Origin of the sequence: Arthrobacter sp. StoSoilB19 (genome assembly GCF_019977275.1) — a bacterium.
GTDB lineage: Bacteria > Actinomycetota > Actinomycetes > Actinomycetales > Micrococcaceae > Arthrobacter.
Genome location: NZ_AP024650.1, coordinates 1336721 through 1361372 on the forward strand (window position 1 = coordinate 1336721; position 24652 = coordinate 1361372).

Consider the following 24652-nt stretch of genomic DNA (forward strand, 5'->3'; position numbering starts at 1 on the left):
ATTGCGTAAATACCGGCACACAACCGAGTGTCCACGTATCCAGGCAGTGGCTGAAACATCAGGAGGGTCGCCGTGGGGCAAGCAGAGCGTATCCAGGAAGATGCCGTCGTGGCCGGTCAGGCAACGGCAAAATACCGTGCGCGGGGGGTGCCGAGTGATTGGTATGTTGACCCCGCCGATCCTGATGCCGCAGAGCGGTACAACAGGAATTCCGGCAGCATCCTCGAGGACCAGGCCACCGCGTTCCTTGCGGCACACGAGGCCCTCCTTGACGGCGGCGCCGAGCCGGAAGACGACCTGGATCCGCCCATGGAGCTGGCAGCGCCCGGTACCGCCCAGCCGGTATGGATTGGACTTCCGCTCCAGCAGGACTTCGACGACGAGGGCGAACTTGGCTGGCAGACGGACGCATTGTGCGCCCAGACGGATCCGGAAGCATTCTTCCCGGAAAAGGGCGGCTCCACCCGCGATGCCAAGAAGGTCTGTGGTGCCTGCAACGTCAGGTCCCAGTGCCTGGAGTATGCGCTGGCCAATGACGAACGGTTCGGCATCTGGGGAGGCCTTTCCGAGCGTGAGCGCCGGCGGCTAAGGAAGCGAGCAATCTAATTCTTCAGGATGTCCATGTCACTGCCGTTGTGGTCGCCCACAACGGCAGTGCCTATCTGCCCAGAACCCTTTCGGCCCTGGCGGCCCAAACCAGGCCCGTGGACCGCGCCATTGGCGTGGACACCGGATCCCGCGACGACTCGCACAGCCTCCTTCAGGAAGCCTTGGGGGAGGCCGCCACTGTCAGCCACCCCCGGGGCAAGGGCGGTATGGGCGCCGCCGTCTCCGCCGCGCTTGGCGCGCTGGCGCCCTTCGAGGCAACTGTCGACGGTCCGGGTACGGAGTGGGTCTGGCTGTTGCACGACGACGCCGCGCCCGCCCCTGAGGCCTTGGCTGAACTCCTGGGCGCCGTGGAGCGTGCGCCTTCAGTGACTGTTGCCGGCTGCAAACAGCTGGACTGGCATTCGCCGCGGAAGTTGATGGATGTGGGTTTGTCCACCAGCCGGTGGGCGGAGCGGCTTACCCTGATCGACGCTGACGAAATGGACCAGGGCCAGTACGACGGCCGCACTGATACCTTCGCCGTCAACTCCGCAGGCATGCTTGTCCGGCGGGACATCTGGGAACACCTGGGCGGTTTCGACCCCGCCCTGCCCGGCAGCGGCGATGACGTCGACTTCTGCTGGCGTAACCGGCTGGCAGGCCACCGCGTCGTGGTGGTCCCCGCAGCCCGTATGTTCCATGTGGCGCACCGCCCGCACGCCCTTGGAAACCCGTCCGCAGCCCGGAAAGCGCAGGTCCACCTGCGCCTGAAGCACAGCCCGCTCTGGATGGTGCCCCTCCACGGCATCGGTGCACTGCTGGGCAGCCTCTTCAAACTTGTCCTGAGCGTTGTGGTCAAGGATCCCGGCCACGGCATTTCCCAACTCCTTGCCACTTGCGCTGCCCTTGGCCGGCCCGGGGCCGTGGCGAGGGCCCGGCGGACAGCCAAACGCACCCGGCGCATCCGCCGGTCCGTGATCCGCAAGCTCCAAACGCCCCGACGCGAGGTCTGGAGCCACCGCAGGTCGTTGATGGAGGCCCTGGGATCCGACGGGTCTGGCGCAGACCACCTCGTGCAGGATCCGCTCGCGCACCAGCCCACCGGCGATGCCGCGGACGATTTCGCCGCCCTGGCCACCAGCAAACGCGGATGGGTGGGTAACGGCGCCCTGGCTGCCGTCATTATTGCGGCGGTCGCCTCGCTCCTGGCCCTGGCGGGGCTGTTCCGCGCGGGGGCCGTAACCGGGGGCGCCCTGATTCCTGTCTCCGCCCAATTGGGCGATATCTGGCACCATGCCTCGAGCTGGTGGATCAGCCTGGGGGCGGGACTCCCGGGGCACGGCGATCCCTTTGACTACGTGCTCTGGATCATCGGCGTCCTCGGCGGAGGTGACGCCAACCCCGCCATGGCGTGGCTGCTCCTGCTCGGGGCCCCGCTGTCCGGACTCACCGCGTGGTTCGCCGCGGGCGGGGTCACAGTGCGCCGCCGGCTCAGGTTCGTGGCGGCGATTTTTTGGGCTGCTGCTCCAGCACTCCAGGTGGCACTGAACCAGGGCCGCGCCGGTGCGTTGATCGCGCACATCATGCTGCCGCTGGTGGTCCTGGGCCTGCTGCGCGCTACGGGCTCGGCGGTAGGCCACGGCCGTTTCAACCCCGCGTCAGCCCTTGACGACCGGCCGGCCGAACTGCCGCCGGCCAAGGCGGGCATCAACGGGGTGCCATCATGGACGGCCGCCGCAGCTGCCGGCCTTGCGCTGGCGGTCACAACGGCGTCGGCGCCCTCTTTGCTTGTCCCTGCGGCCGCGGTCATCGTGCTCTGCGGGGTCCTGCTGGGACGGCGCGGGCGGACAGTGTGGTGGGCGCTGTTGCCCAGTGCAGCCTTGTTTGTCCCCTTCGCGTTGTCGACGCTTGACCGGCCGAGGGCACTCCTGGCCGACCCCGGACTCCCGCTGGGATTCGACGCCGCCCCACTCTGGCAGCAGATCCTGGGCCAGCCCCTGTCATTCGACCCTGCTGGCGGCATACAGGGGCTGGCGGCCTTCGCGGGCGGACCGATGCCGTGGGCCCTGCTGCTGGCACTGCTGGTCGCCGTGCCCGTGCTGGTCCTTGCCGTGGTGGGTCTCCTGGGCCCCGGGCGGCGTGCCGGGACTGCCAGATGGTTCTGGGTTGCCGCGGTGATCTTCCTTGCCGGTGGATGGCTGGCCAGCCACGTTGCCACGGGCCTGAACGAGGACGTCCTAGTAACGCCCTTCACCGGACCGGCAGTGTCTGCCGCGTCCTTTGCCCTCCTCGCGGCAGCCCTCCTCGGAGCCGAGAAGTTGCTGTCCGCTGCGGCACGGGCTTCCGGTACCGGGGCCAAGACCCGGACTGCGGCACGCGCCGGCCTGGCACTGGGCCTGGTGGTACTGCTGGCAGGACCGTTGGCCGGAATGGCCGCCTGGTCCGCGCAAAACCTGCTGCGCCCGGCCGGAGCAACGGCCGCGCCTTCAGTGGCCACGCTGGGAGATGCCACCAGCCCAGCCCCTTCCGGGGCCGGGGGAGCCCTGGGCGCGCCGCGGCTGGTGGAAGCCACTGCCGGACGGTCCCTTCCCGCCACCGCCATTGACAGGGGGATCGGACCCGAGCAGACACGAACCCTCCTGCTCCGTACCGGCGACGACGGTACCTTCAACGCATCCCTCATGCGAGGGAGCGGCACCACCCTGGACAGCTTGTCTGCCATCGCCTCCGCACGGAACATCATTGGCGCTCCCGGCGCGGAAGAGGTACGTGGCGACGACGACGTCACCGCTGCGCTTCGACGCGTTGCAGCCACCCTGGTTGCCGGGCAGGGCGTGGACCCGCGGACGGACCTGGAACAACTCGGTGTCGGATTCGTGGTGCTCCGCTCCGCGGACACCGCAGCCCAGCTGACCGCCAGCCGGATGGATGCAGTTCCCGGCCTGGTGGCCGTGGGACAGACCGACGTTGGCTGGCTGTGGCGCATCAGCCCGCTGAACCAGCCGGTCATCCAGGCCGCCGATGTTGCCCACCGTGTCCGCATTGTCGATCCCCGCGGCGCGGTCACGGCGCTGGTGGCATCCGGAACTGATGAGGTCGACGCCGCAGTCCCGCCAGGTGCCGAAGGCCGTTTGGTGGTGCTTGCCGAACGCGCTGATCCCGGGTGGACTGCCTGGCTCGATGGGCGGAAGCTGACCTCCACCACCTCAGGCTGGTCCCAGGCGTTTACCCTTCCGGCATCGGGAGGCCGGCTTACCGTCCGGTACGAAAACCCGTGGTCCTTCTGGACTGCCGCCGCCCAGATCACGGTGATCGGACTGACAGTCATCCTTGCCATCCCCATGCCGGCCCGACGGCCGCGGACCGGCCTCTCCCGTGACGAGGGCTCCTTGCGTAAGGAACACCAACATGCATGACCACACCCCACCGGCCACGGCGCAGTCCGATGCCGGAACGCAGCCCGCAACCAAGCAGCCGGCCCCGGAGCGGACCGGGACCGGGACAGACAGGAAGGCATCCGGCCGCGGCGCTACCCGGCTGCCCGGCGCCAAGGGCCGCGCAGCATCCGCGGCCGGAGTGGCGGCAGGCGTCCTCATCCTTGCCGGCACCGGTGCCGTGGTGGCCGCGGGGTCATTGACGCCGCATCCGGAAACCAGCCGGACTGTGCCGGCCGCGGAAGCCGCTGTTCCCGCAGGAGCCAGCATCGGAGTCTGCCCCGGGCCTGCGCGGCTGCTGGAAGGCACCGACGCGGGCACTGACGCCCAGTTCCGGCCCGAGTCAGCCACGGCCGCAACCAGGGTCAGCGCCGCTGTGCTTGGCGCGGGCGGCGTGCTGCCGGGGAGCCGGCTGTCAGGACTGGACGGAACGGCCGCCGTCGAAATCGCCAAGGACCCCGGCGCGGCGCCCACTGCCGGCACCCCCCAGGAGCTCCTTGCCGGAGTAGTTGCCGACCGCGCGGTGGACCAGGTCAATGTCCTCAGTGCCAACGCCCTGGCAAACCAGAACGCATCGGCTGCGGGTGCCATGAAGTACACCGCCAGCGACGGCGACCTCCAGGGCAGTGCCGCGGCGACGTGCGCGCAACCCTCCAACGACCAGTGGCTTGCAGGTGCCGCCACCACGCTTGGCCGCACCTCCGTGCTGGCGCTGACCAATGCCTCCAGCACTCCTGCCACCGTGAGCCTGGAGCTGTTCGGGGCGGGCGGTCAGATCCAGGCTCCGGGCAGCCGCGGACTGCTGGTTGCCCCCGGCACCACGCGCAGCGTAGTCCTCGCAGGGCTGGCGCCCAACGAGTCCCAGCTCAGCGTGCATGTCCGCAGCGCCGGTGGCCCGGTTGCCGCGTCAATCCAGCAAAGTGTCCTGCGCGGCCTTACCCCGGGCGGCGTGGATTTCATTAGCCCGGGGGCTGCGCCCGCAGTCCGCCAGGTAATGACGGGGGTGGACATCCAGGATCCGGCCGGTGTCGCTGCACTGACCGGGCAGCCGGGGTACCGGGACGCGGGCCCCGCCCTGGAGCTGACCGTTCCCGGCGCCTCCGACGCCGTGGTGGAGATCAAGCTGTACGGTCGGGACGGCCAGCATGCGCTTCCCTCCGGCGGTGTTATCACCGCGAAAGCCGGGTCAACCACGGAAGTATCCCTGGCCGGGGTTCCTGCCGGCCAGTACACCGTCGCGGCCTCATCCGACGTGTCCTTCGTTGCGGCAGCACGCATGGGCCGCGGCCTCCAGGCGGGTCAGCCCCTGGACGTGGCATGGGCGGCGTCCGCCGTGCGGCTCGGCAGCCAGCACGTGGTTCCCGTTCCCAAGGGAGGACTTCGCCAGCTGGTTTTCGGCGCCCTGGACGCCCGGGCCACCATCACTTACGCACCCATCACGGCTGATGGAAAGGTGCGGCCGGCGGCCACCGCGGACATCGCCGGGGGGACAACCGCCTCCATCAGCATTCCGGCACAGGCCGACGGGGCCGACGTCGTGGGCTATGTCGTGTCCGCGTCAGGCGGCGCAGCCTATGGAGCGGTGCTCGTGGGACAGGACGGCCGGAACGATGTTTCCTCCCTGGCTTTCCTGGCTGCTGCGGCCGGGCGGGAAACAGTCCCGGTCACGCTGGGCTACTAAAGGTTCCCGGCTGCCGTTATCAATAGCGGCGGCGGTACACGGGATCCAAGGTTTCCGGAGCCACGCCGAGCATCTCGGCCGTGTGTTCCACCACCACATCGTGGACCAGGTCCTGGAGCTCTTCCACGCTGGAGCAGGCCTGCTCCACAACCCGCCGGTACACCGTAATCATGGGCCCGTCATCACCGGAAGCGGGTGTGTAGGAACCCATCGGCGGCGTGGTGGCATGGGCGGCCAGCTGCTCAAGGTCCGGCGGGATCTCGTCCACACCAAAGCGCACGCCGTCCAGTGTTTTGCCCCAAATATCGTGCAGCCGCTGGGCTGAATCCAGCACCATGTCGTCAAAGCGGTCGGCACGCGTCCGGTATCCGGGGTGCGTGGGCAGCATCACCTCACCGCGAAGGCCACGCCCGTGGCGGTTCCGGCGCCGCCTGAAGAAGCTCCTGCCGGCAGTCTCCACGCCCGTTGCCGTGCTGGCATCCGGGTCAGCCAACCGGACCGAAAAGCCTGATTCATGGTTCGATGACTGCATAAATCGACTCTAAACCCGGGGGAGGATTTACGCGATACATCCCTGTGGCTGCGGAGACGCGTCGGCCCGTGCGCCAATGCGCGGTTTTTGCGCAGCCAAGGGGTAGTCTGTGATGTCGTGGGAGCTATCCGTCAGTGTTCAAGGTCAGCCTGCCGCCAGTCGGCGGTAGCCACCCTGACGTACGTGTATGCAGACTCCACCGCAGTCCTGGGTCCGCTGGCCACGTATGCGGAGCCGCACTGCTACGACCTCTGCGAGCAACACGCTGACTCGTTGACCGTTCCCCGCGGCTGGGAAGTGCTGCGCCTGGCCATGCCGTCGACCCCCCAGCAGCCAGGGCCGGATGACCTTTTGGCGCTCGCCAACGCCGTACGGGACGCCGCTGCCCTCCCCCCGGAAGCCCAGCCAAGCGCCCAGCGCGGCCACCATTCCGCCCTTGAAGCTCCTGCGGGCGCCGAAGGGGTACGCCGGGGGCACCTGCGGGTCCTCCGGGAACCTTCCTGACCTCCATCTGGCGGTACGCTGGAAGCTGCACATCTTTCCGCTACCGGCGCGAGCGCGCCCGCCAGGGAGCATGAACAAATGCCTAAGATCAGTCCCGAGCTGTTGTCCGTCCTGCGTTGCCCCGTGACCGGCTCGCCGCTGGTCCAGGAGGGCGAAGAACTGGTGGCCACTGCCGCCGGGGATACGGGGATCAGGAACCGGTACGCCATCGAAGACGGGATCCCGCTGCTGCTGCCTCCGGAACTGCTGGCTGCAGCAGCATCGGCAGGTTCGGACCAGCACGATCACGCCGCGGCAGGGCTCTAGTTCACCTGTATCCGCCCGCACAGAAACAGCAGAACGGGGACTGGACCAGGACCCGGACCAAGCAAAGGACCACCCATGACTTTTGACTACAAAGTTGCCGACATCTCCCTGGCGGAAGCCGGCCGCCACCAGATCCGCCTGGCGGAGCACGAAATGCCCGGCCTGATGTCCCTCCGCGAGGAGTTCGGCCCCACCCAGCCGCTCAAGGGTGCCCGGATCGCCGGTTCCCTGCACATGACGGTGCAGACCGCGGTGCTGATCGAGACCCTTACCGCGCTGGGCGCCGAGGTCCGCTGGGCCTCCTGCAACATCTTCTCCACCCAGGACGAGGCCGCCGCGGCCGTGGTGGTGGGCAAGGGTACCGTTGAGGACCCCAAGGGAGTACCCGTGTTCGCCTGGAAGGGCGAGACCCTTGAGGAATACTGGTGGACCGCCGAGCAGATCCTCACCTGGCCCGGCGCCGACTCCAACCCCGAGCTGGGTCCGAACATGATCCTGGACGACGGCGGCGACGCCACCATGCTGGTCCACAAGGGTGTCGAGTTCGAGGCCATCGGCAACGTGCCGTCCGCCGATGCCGAGGATTCCGCGGAATACGGCATCTTCCTGGACGTGCTGCGCCGCTCGCTTGCCGCGGACCCGCAGAAGTGGACCCGGACGGCAGCCACGATCAGGGGCGTCAGCGAGGAGACCACTACCGGTGTCCACCGCCTCTACCAACTGGCTGACCAGGGCAAGCTGCTCTTCCCGGCCATCAACGTCAACGACTCCGTCACCAAGAGCAAGTTCGACAACAAGTACGGCATCCGCCATTCGCTGCCCGACGGCATCAACCGGGCCACGGATGTGCTCATGGGCGGAAAGGTCGCTGTCGTCTGCGGTTACGGCGACGTGGGCAAGGGCGCGGCCGAGGCGCTGCGCGGCCAGGGTTCACGCGTCATTGTCACCGAGATCGACCCCATCTGCGCGCTGCAGGCGGCCATGGACGGCTACCAGGTGGCCAAGCTGGAATCCGTCCTGGCCCAGGGCGACATCTTCATCACCACCACGGGCAACAAAGACGTCATCATGGCCGAGCACATGACCGGCATGAAGAACAAGGCCATTGTGGGCAACATCGGCCACTTCGACAACGAAATCGACATCGCCGGCCTGGCCCGCATCCCCGGCGTCAAAAAGGTCGAAATCAAGCCCCAGGTCCACGAATGGGTCTTTGAGGAAGGCACGGCGGCGGAGCGCTCCATTATCGTCCTGTCCGAGGGCCGCCTGCTCAACCTTGGCAACGCAACCGGCCATCCGTCTTTCGTGATGAGCAACTCGTTCGCAAACCAAACCATTGCGCAGATCGAGCTGTGGACCAAGCGGGACCAGCACGAGTATGAGAACAAGGTCTACGTGCTGCCCAAGGTCCTGGACGAAAAGGTGGCCCGGCTGCACCTGGACGCCCTGGGCGTTGAACTTACGGAACTGACCAAGGACCAGGCGGAATACCTGGACATCGACGTCGCCGGTCCGTACAAGCCCGAGCACTATCGTTACTGAGACGTAAGGGCCCGGGCGCCATCGAGCGCCCGGGCCGTTATTTTCTGCACCTAGGATCGAAACATGGAGCCTGATGTAAAGCCCCGCCGGCGGGGGACTGCCAAGAAAATCCTTGCCGTGGCAGCCGTGTGTGTCCTGGCTGCCCTGGGCGGGGTTTTCGCCGCCGTCGCCCCGGGCCTTGCCGGCGGCCCGCTTGAATCCGAAGCAGGCTCCGCACTGCGGACATCGCCGGGCATCGCTTCCCCCGTTGTTCCGCCCGTGACTTTCGACGCGGCGCCGGCCAACGGTGCAAAGCAGGTGAACCCTGCGGCCCCGGTGTCCCTGAAAGTGGGCAACGGGACCATCCAGCGCGTCACGCTCGCCAGTACGGCGGGGAAGACCATTGATGGCAGCATCGATGCCAGTGGGACGGCGTGGTCCGCCACCGGGCCCCTGGAATTCAACACCGAGTACAGCTACACCTACGTGGTCAAGGACGCCGCCGGACGCGAGACCAGCACCACGCAGTCCTTCAACACGGTGACAAGTTCCCACGAGGCCGACGCCGCCGTCTACCCGCTGAACGGCATGAAGGTGGGCGTGGGGCAGCCCCTGCAGATCATCTTCAGCGAACCCGTGACCAACCGCGCCGCCGTGGAAAAGGCCATCAAGATCACCACGACGGCGGGACAGGCCGGAGCATTCCATTGGTACAGCGACACCATGGTCCGGTACCGCCCGGAGAACTTCTGGGCAGCGAACTCCACCGTCACCATGGACATGCAGCTCTTCGGGGTTGACCTGGGCAACGGCCAAATCGCGAACTTCAACAAAAAGGTGAATGTCTCGATCGGAGAAAAGAAGGTGGCCGTCGCCGATGCCACCGCGCATACCTTCACGCTCAGCGTCAACGACCAGCCCGTCAAGACCCTGCCCGTCAGCATGGGGGATAAGCGCTTCCCCTCGGCAAAGGGATATGCAGTGCTCATGGAGAAGAACCGCTTTGACCACTTCAGGGCGGCAAGCATCGGGCTGAAGCCCGACGATCCTGCCTACTACGGTGAGGCCGACGTCGAATACACCATCCGCCTCACCCTGAGCGGCGCCTACATCCACCAGGCCCTTGAATCGGCCTTTCCATACATCGGGAACGCCAACGTGTCCCACGGGTGCATCGGCTTCCTGCCCGACGGAGCGGCGTGGGTGTTCGACAACATGGGAACCGGCGACGTGGTCCAGATCATCAACACCGAGGGTGACTACGCGGCGAATACCGACGGGTTCGGCGACTGGAATATCCCGTGGAGCGAATACGACAACTAGGTCAGGTGGAGAACGGCAGACGCTGCAGCCGTTCCCCGATCTCCGTGTTCCGCCGGTGTGACAGCGACAGCCTGGTGAACTCCCTCTGCCGCCGTTCAGCCACGACGGCGGCCAGATAGTCGTCGGCGCCCGTGCCCGGAGGCGGGGGCGGAGCCACGTGTGCGGAGAGTTCAGCGGCGATGGCCTGCGCCATGCCCGCCCGGGACAGCGGTGCCATCCGGCCGGCCTGGCGGATAAACTGGGCGGCCCTGCGGGCTGTGGCATCCGGAATATGGCCAATATCCGCCGCTGCAGCCCACGACTGCAGATGGGGTGGAACAAAGACCCGGAGGGCCTGGTCCGCAGGTACCCGGCTGCGGACAGCATAGTTGCCTGCGAGCAAATCGCCGAGCCGCCTGGACTTGTCGTTGAAGAGCGCCACGGCGAGGGCAAGGCCGCCGAACGTCAGATAGATCTCAAGGAACCCGGTCAGGCCGCGGATCACCGCATGCCGGAACCGGATGGCGCCGCCGTCCTCACGGACCACCCGCAGGCCCGTGGCCAGCTTACCCAGCGATCGGCCCCGGCTCAGGGTCTCGACGGCCACGGGCACCACCACCAGGCAGAACACGACGGCGGCCAGGCCCAGGGCCCGCGCGGCTGCCCCGTCGAGGTCCGCGCCTGCGGCCGACAGGCCAATCATGACCAGCACCAGCAGGACTACGTGGACGATTGCGTCGATAAACAGGCCCAGGGCCCGGGCGGCGAAGCTCGCCGGCCGGAGCTCCAGCACCACTGCCTCGCCGGTGATTATCGGGCTCACACTGCATCCCTGCCCTTCGCATCTGGTGGTTCGAACGATCACATGGTGCAGACGGTCAAATTCTAATGCCGGGCGCTAGGCTGTAGCCGTGGACATGGATGCCTTCGCCGCCGTCAATGCGGACAAGTGGGCGCGCCTGCGTAAGCTTGCCGGCAAGGGCAGGCTCACCGGAGCCGAAGCCGACGAATTGCTGGCGCTGTACCAGTCCACGTCCGGCCACCTGTCGCTGGTCCGTTCCATGGCGCCGGAAAGCGGACTCTCCGCGTCCCTCTCGGCCACGCTGGCCCAGGCACGGACCCGCTTCACCGGCGCCCGCTCGAATGCCTTGGCTGACCTTGCACGGTTCTTCGTCGTGGCCCTGCCGGCGGCCCTGTACCGGCTGACCTGGCTGACCCTGGCCTGCGGCACCGCTTTCGTGCTCATCGCTGCCGCGTACGCCATCTGGATCGGGACGTCCCCCGAAGCCCTCCGGGCCGTGGCCTCGGAAGCCGCTGCCGCCCAGTACGTGAACGAGGACTTCATCAATTACTACTCGGAGAACCCGGCAGCGTCCTTTGCCGGTGCCGTCTGGACCAATAATGCCTGGATCAGCGCACAGGCCGTGGCCCTGGGGATCACCGGTGTGTGGGTGCCAATGATCCTGTTCAGCAATGCCCAGGGAGTGGGCATTGCAGCGGGCATCTTCGCGTCTGCCGGCAAGTCCGACGTCTTCTTCAGCTACATCCTGCCGCACGGGCTCATGGAGCTCACCGCCGTCTTCGTTGCCTCCGCAGCAGGCCTTCGGGTCTTCTGGGCAATGGTCGCACCCGGACCACGGACCAGGGGCCGCGCCGTCGCGGAAGAGGGCAGGTCACTGATTACGGTGGCCCTGGGGCTCGTGGTGGTGCTGTTCGTCTCAGGCCTGGTGGAAGGGTTCGTCACCCCCAGTCCGCTGCCGGCCTGGGCCAGGATCGGAATCGGGGCGGCGGTTCTCAGCGCGTATTGGGTCTACGTCCTGGTGTGGGGCAGGCGCGCCTGCCTTGCAGGGGAGCGCGGCGACCTCCGCCGCGAGGATGCCGGCTACACGGAAATCGCTGCCTGAATCGTTGTAATCCTGACGGGGTGGTTCCTCGCCCGGCGGAACTTCCGGACGGTAGGCTCGACTGCAGAATGAATCGCACCGGCTGACTGGGACCGGTGCGGAACCCAACGGAAGTGACGCTGCTGTGAATGACGAGACACCGGCCCGCGCCAAAAGCGCCACGCCGCAGCCGGAGCCGTTCCTGGACACGTCCGGGGACTCCGACGAGCCCGCATTTTCCTGGCTGACGCCCGCTGCCGGGGACAAACCGGCCCGGAACGAACCGGCCGGGGACAAACCGGCCGGGGACAAACCTGCCGCTGGCAAGCCAGGCGGAGAAAAGCCAGCCGGCGACAAGCCCGGCATCAATAGGACCGGCCCCGACGAGGCCGGCGGACACGCCGGCCGGAACCAGGCAGCGGCAGGAAGCAAGGCCGCCCAGCCAGGAAGCCGGGCCGACCGCAAGGCCGCGGAAGCCGCCGTCGGATCCTCCGCCAACGGCTCCTCCACCGCCGGAGCCCCAGCCGCCGCAGCTGCCGCCTCCCGCAGGCCCGCGGAACACACTTCCGCCGCGGGCTCCGCCGCGGCCGGGCCCGGCACCGGTTCGCCGGTATTCAAGGAACCCCTTCCCACGTCAGCACTGCACGTCCGTCCCCCCGAGGAGGAAGTGGAGCGCCGCAACGCCCAGCGCGAAAGCGCCGCGAACGCCAAACCCGTGGCACCGCGTGTCATGCAGGTTTTGCTGGCCATCATCTACCCGGTAATCCTGCTGATCCTGGCCGTCCGGGCGGTGACCAGCCCGCTTTTTCTCTGGGTGGAGTACAACCGTCCCGGGTTCCCCGGTGACGGGTACGGCTTCAACACCGACGACAGAATGACGTACGGCTCCTATGCGGTGGACTACCTGAGCAACTGGGCGGGCCCCAGGTACCTGGGCGATCTGGTGCACCGCGGCGGCGAAAAGCTCTTCAAGGACGGCGAAGTCAGCCACATGGCCGACGTCAAGGTTGTCATCCTGTCCACCTTTGGTGCCGGTGCACTGCTGCTCCTCCTGGCGCTGACCGCCATCCTGTACCTGCGCAAACGCAGCACCGGCGGGATCCGGCGCGGCCTCTTCGCCGGTTCCATCATCACGCTGGCACTGATCCTGGGCCTCGGCACGCTGGCGGCCCTGGGCTGGCAGCAGTTCTTCACCGAATTCCACCGGGTCTTCTTCGCCGCCGGGTCCTGGACCTTCAGCCTGGATGACACCCTGATCCGGCTGTTCCCCAGCCAGTTCTGGATCGACGCCGGCATCGCCATCGCGGGCCTGGTGCTCCTGGCATCCATTGTGACGATGGTCCTCACCTGGCCCACTCGACGCCGCCGCGGTATTGCGCAGCAGGCAAAGCCGGCCAGGGCGGATCAGGACAAGGCGGACCGGGAAAAGACGGGGCCGGCCACGGCGGATCAGCCGTAGATTCCGGCAATCTCCGCCTGAAACTCTTGGACCACTGCGGAACGCTTCAGCTTCAGGGACGGTGTGAGGTGCCCGGACTCGACGCTGAACTCGGCGTCCAGAAGCCTGAACGTGCGCACCGATTCGGCTTTGGACACCATCCGGTTGGCCAGGTCCACTGCCTCCTGCACCGCAGCCAGGACGGCGGGATCGTTCGCGGCTTCGCTGAGGGGGAGGGGAGGAAGGCCCCTTTCGGACCGCCAGTTGGCAACGCCCTCCGGGTCCAGGGTCAGCAGGGCTGACACGAACGGTTTGCCGTCGCCCACCACCACGGCGTGGGCCACCAGTTGGTGGCTGCGGATCTTCTCCTCCAGCGGCCCGGGCGCCACGTTCTTGCCGCCGGCCGTGACCAGGAGGTCCTTTTTGCGTCCCGTGACGGTAAGGAAACCGTCCTTGTCGAGTTCACCGAGGTCTCCGGTACGGAAGAATCCGTCCACGAACGCCTCGGCGTTAGCCTCCGGATTGGAATGGTAGCCCCGGAAAACACCGATTCCCTTGACCAGGATTTCGCCGTCTTCGGCCACCCGGATGGTGGTGCCCGGGATGGGAATGCCCACCGTTCCCACTTTGGTGCGGGAAGGCGTATTCGCGGTGCATGGCGCCGTGGTCTCGGTCAGCCCATACCCCTCCAGGACGGGAATGCCTACGCCACGGAAGAAATGGGCATCCTCGGAAGCCAGGGGACTGGCCCCGGACACGGTGTATCCCACCTCGCCACCCATCGCCTGGCGCAGCCGCGGGTAGACCAGCCGGTCATAGATCCCGTGCCTGATCCGGCTCAACCGGCCCGGACCAGGCCCCTCGCCGCGGCTGTGCCGGTCCTGTTCGCGTGAGTACTCGATGGCGGCGGCCGCTGCGGCGTCGAAGAGCCTGCCCTTGCCTGCCACAGCGGCCTTGTGGGCGGCCGTGGCCCTGACCTTTTCGAAGATGCGCGGCACCACCAACAGGAAGGTGGGGCGGAACGTGCCGAGGTCTTCGAGGAGCTGGGCGGCCCCGGGGGTATGCCCCAGCGTTGCCCCTGCGGCAAGGCACACCACCTGGACGGCGCGGGCCAGCACGTGGGCCAGCGGCAGGAACATCAGGGTGCGGGCCTGGTCCTCCTGCAGGATCTCGGGCAGGAACGCAACGATGTTCTTGGCCACCAGGGCAAAATTCCCGTGCGTGATCTCGCACCCTTTGGGCTTACCCGTGGTGCCCGATGTGTACACCAGGGAGGCGAGGTCGGCCAACCCCACGCGGCTGCGGTGCCGCTCCAGTTCAGCATCACTGACTCCGGTGCCCGCAGCGGCGAGGCTGGCAAGGTCCGGGGCCTCGCCGTCGTAATCCATCCGCACCACGTTGACCAGGCGGTCGCTGAGCTCGGCGCAACCGGCCACCACTCCGCTGACCAGCTGCACCGTGGCCCGGTCACCGGCGAAGACGCGGCGGACCCCTGCGTCCTGGATGATCCACTCCACCTGGCTGGCCGAGGACGTTTCGTAGATGGGCACCGTCACACCGCCGGCGAACCAGATGGCGAAGTCCACCAGGGTCCATTCGTACGAGGTGGGCGACATCACGGCCACCGTGTCGCCGGGCTCCAGGCCCCCGGCGATGAGCCCCTTGGCCAGGGCGCTGACGTCCTGGAGGAATTTTTGCGCGGGGATATCCACCCAGCCGTTGGGGCCCTTCCGCCGGTACAGGGCGTGGGCCGGGTTGGCGGCGTGCTGCTCCAGCAGCAGGTCAGTCACGTTGCTGTTGGCCTCAAGCTCAACCAGCAGTTCCGTGCTCGCTTCTCTCACAGCAGGTCTCCGTTTCCGCTGCCATGCCGCGGCAGCGGCTCCTTCAGGTCTCTGTTGCCATCCTGCCCTAGATCCAGGATGGCATCCACATCCGGACCTTCCAGTCGACGTACGGGATGACCTCGCCGGTCCAGATCGGGTAGAAAAACGCCGACAGCAGGAGCGCCGCCGCCAGGAACAGGACCACCAGATACATGCCGGAGCGACGGCGCCACGGCGGATCCGTGGCCCGGCCCAGGACCAGCCCCAGGCAGTACACCAGGGCCAGGACCAGGAACGGCTCAAAGGACACCGCGTAGAAGTAGAACATGGTCCGCTCCGGATACATGAACCATGGCAGGTAGCCCGCGCCCACCCCGGCCAGCACTGCCCCGGCGCGCCAGTCCCGGCGTCCCACCCACCAGAACAGCAGGACCACCAGCGAGATGGCTGCTGCCCACCAGATCAACGGGTTACCGACGGACAGGATGGCGGAGGTGCACTTTTCCACGTCACAGCCCGGGGTGCCCTGGGGCGGGGATTCATAGAAGAACGACGTCGGCCGTCCCATCACCAGCCAGCTCCAGGCGCTGGCCTGGTAGGGGTGCTCGGAGCTCAGGCCCTGGTGGAACTTGTACGCTTCCAGGTGGTAGTGGACAAGGGACCGGACGGAGTCGGGCAGCCAGCCCCATTCCGCTGACGGGTTGCTCTCCGCCCAGTGACGGTAGTAGGCATTGGCCGAAAGGAACCAGCCGGTCCAGGTGGCCGAGTAGACAATGGCTGCGACGGGCACGGTGGCCGCGAAGGCGGGAATTCCGTCCCGGATCACGCCGCCGCTGATCCAGCCGCGGATGCCCGCCACCCGTCGGGCGTTGAGGTCCCACAGCACGGTCAGGAGGCCAAAGCCCGCCAGGAAGAACAGGCCGGACCACTTGGTGCCCACGGCCAGGCCCAGGCAGACCCCCGCGGCCACCCGCCACCAGCGCACGCCCAGCCACGGTCCGGCCAGCAGCGCCCGGGCCGGGGGCTGTCCGCCGTTCGTGGCGGCGGCATGGGCAAGCCGGGCCGCCAGGCGACGGCGCCCGTCGTCGCGGTCCATCAGCAGGGCTCCGAACGCGGCAAGGATCCAGAACGTGAGAAAGATGTCCAGCAAGGACGTCCTGGACATCACCAGGTGGTGGCCGTCGACGGCGAGGAGCAGCCCCGCGGCACCCGCGAGCGGAAGCGAGCGGAACAGTTTCAGGGCGATCAAGGACACCAGCAGCACCGTGAGGGTGCCGGTGAGGGCTGCGGCGAAGCGCCAGCCAAAGGGATTCTCCGGCCCGAACAGCCACATCCCGGCCGCGATCATCCACTTGCCCGCCGGTGGATGGACGACGTATTCGGGAGTGTTCAGCAGGACGTCCGGATTGCCGGCATTAAAGGAATCATTTGCCTTGTCCGGCCAACTGCGCTCATAGCCGCTCATGAGGTAGGAGTAGGCGTCCTTGACGTAGTACGTCTCGTCGAACACCAGCTTGTGCGGCACTTCCAGGCGGATGAACCGGAGGAGGCCGCCGGCCACCGCCGTCAGGACCGGGACCAGGACGAACCACAGCCGGAGCGACGGCGGATAATCCCGCCAGGACATGCCGGTACCAATGAGCCTTGCCCGCAGTGCCTCCACCGTGAACGCCTCATCAGGCCGGCTGATCCAGGGGCGGGCGGCCTTACCGCCGGGTGCCGTCCCGGTTGCCCCGGCTTCGGCCGGGGATCCCGCGGCGTTGGGTTTCCCGGGCCCCGTGGGCCGCGTCGAAGTCTGCGTCACGAGCCCCATGCTACCTTTTGCGGCTGCGGAGACCCGGCGGCAGTAGGCTTGGTGGGTGGACCCGAACCCCAGCCCCCTTTCCGAACCCGGCCCTGCGACCGCGGGACGGATCGTCCTTGCCGCCACTCCCATCGGGAACACCGGAGACGCCTCGGCCCGCCTCGTGGAACTGCTGGGCACTGCAGACATTGTGGCCGCTGAGGACACGCGGCGCCTCCACCGTCTGGTCCAAAGCCTGGGCGTTGACGTGGCGGGCCGCGTCATCAGCTACCACGAGCACAATGAGGCCACCAGGACCGCTGAGCTCCTTGACCACGTGCGCTCCGGCAGCACGCTCCTGATGGTCACTGACGCCGGGATGCCGTCGGTATCCGACCCCGGCTTCCGGCTGGTGGAAGGCGCCATTGCGGCGGGACTTCCCGTCACCGCGGTTCCCGGACCGTCCGCGGTCCTCACGGCCCTTGCGTTGTCGGGCCTGCCCACGGACCGGTTCTGTTTTGAGGGATTCCTTCCCCGCAAGGCCGGCGAACGGGCCTCCCGCCTGGCGGACCTTGCCGGGGAGCGGCGCACCATGGTGTTCTTCGAGGCGCCGCACCGGCTCGAAGCCATGCTGCGTGCGCTGCGCGAGAGGTTCGGGCCGGACCGGCCCATCGCAGTCTGCAGGGAACTGACGAAAACGTACGAGGAAGTCATCCGCGGCACTGTTGGCGAACTGCTCCAGTGGGCCGAGGACACGGAGGTCCGCGGCGAGATCGCCGTGGTGCTCGGCGGGGCTCCTGAGCAGGCGGCCGGCACCCCGGAGGACCATGTGGCTGCCGTCAATGAGCTGGTGTCCCAGGGCATCCGGCTCAAGGAGGCCGTCGCCGCCGTCGCCGAAGACGTCCGGGTCAGCAAGAGGGAGCTCTACTCGGCCGTCCTGGCGGCCCGCTAGCCGGGCCACGGTCCGCTTTCGGCGCCTGTGCAGGTGCACAGCGAAGCCGCGATTCCGCAGTGCGCATCGGCGTAGACCATAGCCATGCCCCGCAGTAGTCTGGCTGTTAATCAGCCCCATGATCCCGGTCACTCCGGCCGCGGCGATGGGCTGCCACAACCCTACTGACGAGGGAGTCATCGTGACTGTCACTGCACAGCCGGCCGTTTCCGCCGAGCGCGAAACCCGGCTTTTGGCCTCCGTTCCCACCGGGCTGCTCATCAATGGTGAGTGGCGCGACGCCGCCTCAGGCAAGACGTTCGACGTCGAGGATCCCGCCACCGGGAAGGTGCTGCTGAGCATTGCCGACGCCGGCCCCGAGGATGGTGCGGCAGCCCTCGATGCTGCCGCGGCTGCCCAGGAATCCTGGGCAAAGGTGCCGCCGCGCGAACGCGGGGAGATCCTGCGCCGGGCCTTCGACCTGGTCACCGAACGTGCAGAAGACTTCTCCCTCCTGATGACCCTGGAAATGGGCAAGCCGCTGGCCGAGGCCCGCGGCGAAGTAACCTATGGCGCCGAGTTCCTGCGCTGGTTTTCCGAGGAAGCAGTCCGGGCTTTCGGCCGGTACTCGGTCTCGCCGGACGGCAAGTCCCGCCTCCTGGTCACCAAGAAGCCGGTGGGCCCCTGCCTGCTGATCACCCCGTGGAACTTCCCGCTGGCCATGGCCACCCGCAAGATCGCCCCGGCCGTCGCCGCCGGCTGCACCATGGTATTGAAGTCGGCCAACCTGACGCCCCTGACCTCCCAGCTGTTCGCTGCCGTGATGCAGGAGGCCGGGCTGCCTGCCGGCGTCCTGAACGTCATCCCCACCTCAACGGCCGGTGCCACCACCGGGCCGCTGATCAAGGATTCGCGCCTGCGCAAGCTGTCGTTCACCGGTTCCACCGAGGTGGGACGCCGGCTGCTGGCCGATGCGTCCGAAACCGTGCTGCGGACCTCCATGGAACTGGGCGGCAACGCCCCGTTCCTGGTCTTCGAGGACGCTGACCTGGACGCGGCCGTTACCGGCGCCATGCTGGCCAAGCTGCGGAACATGGGCGAGGCGTGCACCGCAGCCAACCGCTTCATCGTGCACGAGTCCGTAGCCGGGGAGTTCGCGGAGAAGTTCGCCGCGAAGATGAAGGACATGACCACCGCCCGCGGCACCGAGCCCGAGTCCAAGGTGGGGCCGCTGATCGACGCCAAGAGCCGGGACAAAGTCCACGAACTGGTCTCCGACGCCGTCGCCTCCGGCGCGAAGGCCGTCCTGGGCGGCGCACCGGTAGAGGGACCGGGCTACTTCTACCAGCCCACCATCCTCTCCGGCGTCACCGAAGGCACCCGGATCCTCTCCGAGGAAATCTTTGGCCCCGTCGCTCCGATCATCACCTTCTCCACCGAGGACGAAGCCGTCCGCCTGGCCAACAACACCGAATATGGGCTGGTGGCCTACGTCTTCACCAAGGACCTCAACCGCGGCATCCGGATGGGCGAGAAACTCGAAACCGGCATGCTCGGCCTGAACGCCGGCGTCATCTCCAACGCCGCGGCGCCCTTCGGCGGCGTGAAGCAGTCGGGCCTGGGACGCGAAGGCGGCCTCGAAGGCATCGAGGAATACCTATACACCCAGTACATCGGCATCGCCGACCCCTACGCCGGCTAGTTCCGGAAGTTTCGCAGAAATCAAGTGCCGGCCGGGGTTTCCCCGGCCGGCACCTGCCGTTCAGCCCTGCCCGGCCCCGCGGCCGCCGTCGGCCGCCCCCGCCTTGGAACGCCGTCCTGCCGACGGATGCCCGGGCGCCCCGGGGCGTAGGCGCGCTGCAGCGTGAAGTGCTGTGCGGATGGTCCTGCCGGCCGCAATGAACGGCATCCTGAGCAGCTGGCCCAGCCGGCGGGTGACCGACGGCGGAAGCCATGCCGCCGTCAAACGCCTGCGCAGGGTGGCGTTTGCCCGAAGGGACGCTTCCACGGCCGCAACCCCGGCTGCAATGTCGCCTTCGGTCGGGTCGGGGCCGGAGCCCTGGGAACCAGTGCCGCCCGGGCGGCCGTACCGGTAATGTTCGAACGCCGAGGTAAAGCGCGACACTGCCCCGTGCGCCTCCTGGTCCATACCTCCGGGCTCACCCAGCAGTTCAGCCCGGAACCGGGATGAATATGCCCTGGGCGTCTCGCTGTCCGCGGGGGGCAGGCCGTAGTCGGCGCCAAGATCCTTGATCTCATTCCATGCCGACGGTACGGCCAGGTCCGGTCGCCTTGGACGCAGCCGCCGTGACCTGATACCCCTCCGAACCAGGTGGGGGGCGGCCACCAGGAGAAGCAAGCCCACCAATGCGGCTGCACCAAGGAACCAGGGGGTCAATTGCGCGGAGTCGCCTGTGCTGCTGCCGGCGCCGGGGACGGCCTGGGCAGTGGTGCTGGGGGATGGGGCGGGAACCGGGGCCGTATCGGGGATGAGGCCGTCGTTGTTGCCCAGGGAATCCGCGACCGAAGGCGCTGAGGCCTCGGTTGCGTAGTCCGGGACCACCCCCCGCGACGGCGTCGGCTCGAACGGTACCCAGCCCAGGCCCTGGAAGTACAATTCCGGCCAGGCGTGGGCGTCGCGCGCATCTGCCTCGTACTCCGGGAGGGCGCCTTGGCCGGACACAGAGACCGTCGCCCCGGTCAGCCTGCCGGGGGCATAGCCCACGGCGATCCTGCTGGGGATTCCGTCCAGGCGGGCCATCACCGCCATCGCCGATGCGTAATGGATGCAGTAACCGCTCTTCTGCTGCAGGAAGTCAGCAAGGACGGAAAGGCCGTTACCGTCATAGCCGCCCTGCACCGGGGACTGCAGTGAATATGTGAACTCGGACGAGCGCAGGTACTTCTGGATGGCCAGGGCCTTCTGGTACGGCGTCCCCGCACCCCCGGCAACGGTCTGTGCCGTGGTTTTGACGATGTCCGGGACGTTGCCCGGGATGCGGGTGAAAATGTCGGGGATGCCCCGTGCGGGCCCTGAGGACTGGGCCAGGAGCGCCGCTGAAAGCTTGGGCACCGCGGAGGTCACCACGTACTCCTGCCGCCGGGTGGTGGTGTCAGTGCCCTTGATGCTCAGCGTGGCCGGATCCCAGGTCCACTGTCCGCCCAGTCCGCGGACGGTCTCGGGCGCATAGGGCGCCGGCAGGTAGGGACTGGTGAAGGACCCGGTGTCGATGGCTGTCACCAGCCGCACCTGCTCATCGGTCAGGACCGGATACCCGGGGTCGATCCGGCCGTCAAGGGGCACCCTGGAGGCGGTGCGGTCGTCCGGTCCCCACGAATCGCCGTCGAAATTGTCCACGGTGACCGATCGCAGGTAGAGGGGGTTGGGTGACGTGGTGGCGTAGGTGATCCTGCCGCTTCCGTCCGGTGTGCGAAGGCTGTTGCCCAGGGTGATCATCGGATTCAGGCCTGTGGCGGCACCCCACGGATTCAGCCGTGAACCCTGCGGGAACGTGCCTGTGTCGAAGCCGGGAATCGCCAGGGGCAGCACCAGGGTGGCTGCCAGCGCCACGGAGCCCGTCAGCACGGCCCTGCGCACCAGGCCGGGGCTTCGGGCCGAGCCGCCCTGCAACCTCCCGTCCGGGGCAAACCATTGGCTGCAGGCGAGGATCAGCAGGTAGCCCGCCACGGTGGCAACGAAACTCCATACCCCCACGCTCTGCGGTTTGATCATGGCCGGAACCACCAGCAGCGCAAGCAGGCCTGTGCCGGAGGCAGCCGGCATCCCGAGCGGAACCGCGAGTGCATCGACCAGGATGACCGCCAGGCCAAGCACGGCACAGACCACCATGACGATCCCGGCGTTGGGCGCCACGGGTGCAGTCTCTGCCAGGACAGTCTCGCTGGCCCGCCGGATCAGCCGGTCCAGGTCCGGGAGCGTGGCACCTGTAGGGACCACCCACAGGAAACTGGAGCCGCGGAAGAACGTCAACGTCAGGACGGCGCCCAGTGCCACGAATCCGCCTGCGGTGACCAGCAGGGGCTGGGCCCGGACGGAACGCAGCGCGGCAAGCGTGAATGCCACCACCAGCACGGTGGTCATCACCGGCCAGTACCAGTTCCAGCCCCGCAGGACACCGTTCAAGGACAGGGCAGCGCCGCAGACGGCCACGGTGATGGATCCCCCCATGGCCCACGGGTAGGCGCCGGCGCGCAGGCGTCCCGCAGGCACTTCATGCTGTGCCTGTGCCTCGTGGCCCGCACCCGTTGGCCGGGCCGGCGCCATGGTCATGTGGCCACCCCTGCTCCCCGCCGGACCTCTGCCGCCGTAACCACCGGCAGGGCCGGGTCCTGGTCGAACTGGCGCCACGCGGCGGCAAGCTGCGTCGCGGGCGCCACGGCCACCGCCCGCCAGCCGCCCTGCCGCAGCACCTCCAGGACATCCTGGGACTCCATGGGACGTTCCACGGCCAGGATGGCGAACGCGTTGGTGCCGTACGAAGCGGCAGGGGCCAATGCTGCGGCTTCCTCCCTGGTGATGCGACCCAGGACAGCGATCAGTGGCCCGCGCATCCGATGGGCGGACAGCTTGTCCATCAAGTGGTCGTCAAAGGCCGGCAGTCCCTGCTCCGGGCTTCCCTGTGTCCGCACTTTCGGGGCGCCCGGGCGCGGCGCGTTCCTGGCCATGACACCCCGCTGCATGACGCCCCGCTGCACATCGTCCCCGCGAGTGCTGTCCCGGTGAGTGCTTTCCCGGCGGGGGTGGGGCGCCCCGGACAGGTGGATGGCGGCAAGGCTTTCGGCAATGGACTGCAGGCCGGATGATCCGCTGAATTCTTCCACCGCCGGTTCCGGGGACGAGGGGGAGTGGAGGAACGCCGGTTCCCCGCCCGTGTCCAGCGCCCGAAGGCTGTAGTTGCGCTCGGCAAGGTGTGCGCTGACGGACATGGTGGCAACAACAGCCCACTCGAAGGTGTCGCTGGTGGCCGGCGCATGCCCCTCCGGCACGGGCAGGCCCGGCATCGACGTGCCGGAGCCCCCGCCGAACGCACTGGCCCGATGGTCCAGGATGATGGTGGCTTCCGGCGTGGTCACGGACTCCTCCTGCCTGACCATCAAGGACCCATGCCGTGCCGTGGCAGGCCAATGGACCCGTCGCATCGGGTCACCGTGGCGGTATTCCCGGGTCATGATGTCGTCGTCGCTCGGGTTTGCCCGGACACGGGTGGCGGTGACGCCGTCGTTCCCCCGCGCTCCCGCCAGCCCGGCGGCAGGCAGGACGACGGCTGCCGGCGTCACGGTGAGGATGTCGCCGTCGTCAATCGCCTGCCGGTGCAGGGAGAGGCCGAAAGGGTCGGTGAACTCGGCCGTGACCGGGCCGATCCTGAACTGCCCCCGGTACCTGGACGTGAGGTGGTATTCGTAGCGGCTTGTGCCGCCGGTGGCCGAACGGGACGGGAACCGGAAGGACGGCGCGTGGCCGAAGTGCGCCGGCAGCCGCTCCTCCATGGCAACCCGTCCGCTGCCCGGGCCCGTCCTGGCCACGGCAAGGTGGACCGTCGCCGGGGCGGAGGTTTCCACAGGGGAGGGATTGAATTCGCGGTAGACGCGGAAGCGCGGCTTGACCAGCCTGACGCCGGCAAGGGAGACGAGCGGCAGGACCAGCAGCAAGATGGCAAGTGTCAGGAGGTCCCGGCGCCCCATGACCTGGGCCGCGGCCAGCGTGAAGGCCCCGGCTGCGAGCATGCCCCAGCCGCGCCTGGTGAACAGGTGCCGCGGAAGCTTATCCAGCAGGGCCATGGTCCGTGCCTAGCGGTTCCTGCTGCCGGCGGCGGCCGCGGCCCGGTTGGGCTGCCCCGGCTGGGCCTGTGGCACGGGCAGCCTGGACAGGATGCCCCGCAGGACGCTGTGGGGTGTCTCGCCTGCGCCCGCCGCCTTCCGGTCCAGGATGATGCGGTGCGCCAGGACGGCCTCGGCCACGTCCCGCACGTCGTCCGGCAGGACGAAGTCGCGGCCCTCCAGGGCGGCTGTGGCCTTGGCGGCACGCAGCAGCTGCAGCATGGAACGGGGACTGGCGCCGAGCCGCAGCAGCGGGCTTTCCCTGGTGGCCCTGCCCACTGCCACCGTATATTCCTTCACGGCGTCTGAGACATAGACCTGCTGGACAGTTGCGGTCATGGCCGCGACGTCGGACGCGGTGACCACGGGGGAGACATTGGCCAGCGGCGAGACCGCCTGGTGGGTTTCGAGCATCTCGATCTCTGCGGCCTTGTCCGGGTAGCCCATGGAAATCCGGGCCATGAACCGGTCCCGCTGGGCCTCCGGCAGCGGATAGGTGCCTTCCATTTCAATGGGGTTCTGGGTTGCGACCACCATGAACGGCTCATCGAGCTTGTAGGACGTGCCGTCCACGGTGACCTGATGCTCCTCCATGCACTCCAGCAGGGCGGACTGCGTCTTGGCGGATGCGCGGTTGATTTCATCACCGATGACGATGTTGGCGAAGACCGCACCCGGCCGGAACTCGAACAGCCTTGAGGCCTGGTTGTAGATGGACACCCCGGTGACATCCGAGGGCAGCAGGTCCGGGGTGAACTGGATGCGGTTGACCGTGCAGTCGATGGTCCGGGCGAGGGTCTTTGCGAGCAGGGTTTTCCCGACGCCGGGCACGTCCTCGAGCAGCAGGTGGCCTTGTGCGAGGAGTACGGTGAGCGCCAGCTTGGCGGCATCGGACTTGCCGTCGATGACGGTATTGACCGTGGTGAGGATGCGCTGCGCCGCGGCGTGGAAGGACACCGGGTCCATGGCCGCAGGCCGGTGCCCGTTCAGGTGGCTGACGGAATCAGCGACGCCGGCCAGGTTAAGGTTCGGTGCGCTTCCATTGTTGGCAGTGCGTCGGTGGGGTTCCATCGGCAACCTTTCAGCCC

Annotated in this window: 18 protein-coding genes; 11 read left to right on the plus strand and 7 right to left on the minus strand. The window is 67.9% G+C overall.

Annotated elements, in window-relative coordinates; genetic code table 11:
* Positions 1 to 72: 72 nt before the first annotated feature.
* The 3 genes from LDO86_RS20185 to LDO86_RS06240 are packed head-to-tail and all read left to right on the plus strand — an operon-like array spanning position 73 to position 5703.
* Complete coding sequence (locus LDO86_RS20185) at positions 73 to 606, plus strand: WhiB family transcriptional regulator (RefSeq protein WP_018770156.1); 534 nt, start codon at positions 73 to 75, stop codon at positions 604 to 606.
* On the plus strand, positions 606 to 4004 hold the full coding sequence (locus LDO86_RS06235; RefSeq protein ID WP_261377396.1) for a glycosyltransferase family 2 protein: 3399 nt from the start codon (positions 606 to 608) through the stop codon (positions 4002 to 4004). Before LDO86_RS20185 ends, LDO86_RS06235 begins: the two co-directional genes overlap by 1 nt.
* Positions 3997 to 5703: a DUF5719 family protein gene (locus LDO86_RS06240; protein WP_018770154.1), complete on the plus strand. Its 1707-nt coding sequence runs from the start codon at positions 3997 to 3999 to the stop codon at positions 5701 to 5703. The genes LDO86_RS06235 and LDO86_RS06240 overlap by 8 nt, the downstream gene beginning before the upstream one ends.
* Before the next feature lie 19 nt (positions 5704 to 5722).
* On the opposite strand, the gene LDO86_RS06245 is transcribed toward LDO86_RS06240, so the two are convergent.
* Positions 5723 to 6235, minus strand: a complete 513-nt coding sequence (locus LDO86_RS06245) for a metallopeptidase family protein (RefSeq protein ID WP_018770153.1) — start codon at positions 6233 to 6235, stop codon at positions 5723 to 5725.
* Positions 6236 to 6352: 117 nt separating this feature from the next.
* On the opposite strand from LDO86_RS06245, the gene LDO86_RS06250 reads away from it, so the two are divergent.
* The 4 genes from LDO86_RS06250 to LDO86_RS06265 all read left to right on the plus strand — a co-directional run bounded on the left by LDO86_RS06250 (position 6353) and on the right by LDO86_RS06265 (position 9889).
* Positions 6353 to 6739 (plus strand): DUF3499 domain-containing protein, encoded by a 387-nt coding sequence (locus LDO86_RS06250; RefSeq protein WP_026265913.1) that lies wholly within the window; start codon positions 6353 to 6355, stop codon positions 6737 to 6739.
* A gap of 78 nt (positions 6740 to 6817) precedes the next feature.
* On the plus strand, positions 6818 to 7045 hold the full coding sequence (locus tag LDO86_RS06255; RefSeq protein WP_018770151.1) for a hypothetical protein: 228 nt from the start codon (positions 6818 to 6820) through the stop codon (positions 7043 to 7045).
* Between the two features lie 75 nt (positions 7046 to 7120).
* Positions 7121 to 8587 (plus strand): adenosylhomocysteinase, encoded by a 1467-nt coding sequence (gene ahcY, locus LDO86_RS06260; protein ID WP_018770150.1) that lies wholly within the window; start codon positions 7121 to 7123, stop codon positions 8585 to 8587.
* 63 nt (positions 8588 to 8650) lie between these two features.
* On the plus strand, positions 8651 to 9889 hold the full coding sequence (locus LDO86_RS06265; protein ID WP_018770149.1) for an Ig-like domain-containing protein: 1239 nt from the start codon (positions 8651 to 8653) through the stop codon (positions 9887 to 9889).
* A 1-nt stretch (position 9890) separates the two neighbouring features.
* Here LDO86_RS06265 and LDO86_RS06270 read toward each other — a convergent pair whose 3' ends face one another.
* Positions 9891 to 10691, minus strand: coding sequence for an RDD family protein (locus LDO86_RS06270; protein ID WP_224084379.1), 801 nt, complete (start codon positions 10689 to 10691; stop codon positions 9891 to 9893).
* An 88-nt stretch (positions 10692 to 10779) separates the two neighbouring features.
* On the opposite strand from LDO86_RS06270, the gene LDO86_RS06275 reads away from it, so the two are divergent.
* A complete protein-coding gene (locus tag LDO86_RS06275; RefSeq protein WP_018770147.1) occupies positions 10780 to 11772 on the plus strand; it encodes a stage II sporulation protein M in 993 nt (330 codons plus the stop codon).
* Positions 11773 to 11896: 124 nt separating this feature from the next.
* Positions 11897 to 13210, plus strand: coding sequence for a TIGR01906 family membrane protein (locus tag LDO86_RS06280; protein WP_018770146.1), 1314 nt, complete (start codon positions 11897 to 11899; stop codon positions 13208 to 13210).
* Here LDO86_RS06280 and LDO86_RS06285 read toward each other — a convergent pair.
* The gene (locus LDO86_RS06285; RefSeq protein ID WP_018770145.1) at positions 13201 to 15030 is read right to left on the minus strand and encodes an AMP-dependent synthetase/ligase; all 1830 of its coding nucleotides are present in this window, start codon (positions 15028 to 15030) and stop codon (positions 13201 to 13203) included. The two genes, LDO86_RS06280 and LDO86_RS06285, sit on opposite strands and share 10 nt — an antisense overlap.
* A gap of 67 nt (positions 15031 to 15097) precedes the next feature.
* Positions 15098 to 16825: a phospholipid carrier-dependent glycosyltransferase gene (locus tag LDO86_RS06290; protein ID WP_018770144.1), complete on the minus strand. Its 1728-nt coding sequence runs from the start codon at positions 16823 to 16825 to the stop codon at positions 15098 to 15100.
* Positions 16826 to 16871: 46 nt separating this feature from the next.
* Here LDO86_RS06290 and rsmI point away from each other — a divergent pair, with 46 nt between their 5' ends.
* Positions 16872 to 17747 carry a 16S rRNA (cytidine(1402)-2'-O)-methyltransferase gene (rsmI, locus tag LDO86_RS06295; RefSeq protein WP_018770143.1) on the plus strand — a complete coding sequence of 292 codons (876 nt, stop codon included), beginning with the start codon at positions 16872 to 16874 and terminating at the stop codon, positions 17745 to 17747.
* Positions 17748 to 17928: 181 nt separating this feature from the next.
* Positions 17929 to 19428, plus strand: coding sequence for an NAD-dependent succinate-semialdehyde dehydrogenase (locus LDO86_RS06300; protein ID WP_026265912.1), 1500 nt, complete (start codon positions 17929 to 17931; stop codon positions 19426 to 19428).
* 60 nt (positions 19429 to 19488) lie between these two features.
* Here the strand turns inward: LDO86_RS06300 and LDO86_RS06305 are convergent, their stop codons facing one another.
* Genes LDO86_RS06305 through LDO86_RS06315 form a run of 3 tightly spaced genes read right to left on the minus strand, consistent with a single transcriptional unit; the run spans position 19489 to position 24635 of the window.
* Complete coding sequence (locus tag LDO86_RS06305; RefSeq protein WP_018770141.1) at positions 19489 to 22017, minus strand: DUF3488 and transglutaminase-like domain-containing protein; 2529 nt, start codon at positions 22015 to 22017, stop codon at positions 19489 to 19491.
* A complete protein-coding gene (locus LDO86_RS06310; RefSeq protein WP_018770140.1) occupies positions 22014 to 23525 on the minus strand; it encodes a DUF58 domain-containing protein in 1512 nt (503 codons plus the stop codon). Before LDO86_RS06310 ends, LDO86_RS06305 begins: the two co-directional genes overlap by 4 nt.
* Positions 23526 to 23534: 9 nt before the next feature.
* Positions 23535 to 24635: a MoxR family ATPase gene (locus tag LDO86_RS06315; protein ID WP_018770139.1), complete on the minus strand. Its 1101-nt coding sequence runs from the start codon at positions 24633 to 24635 to the stop codon at positions 23535 to 23537.
* Positions 24636 to 24652 lie beyond the last annotated feature (17 nt).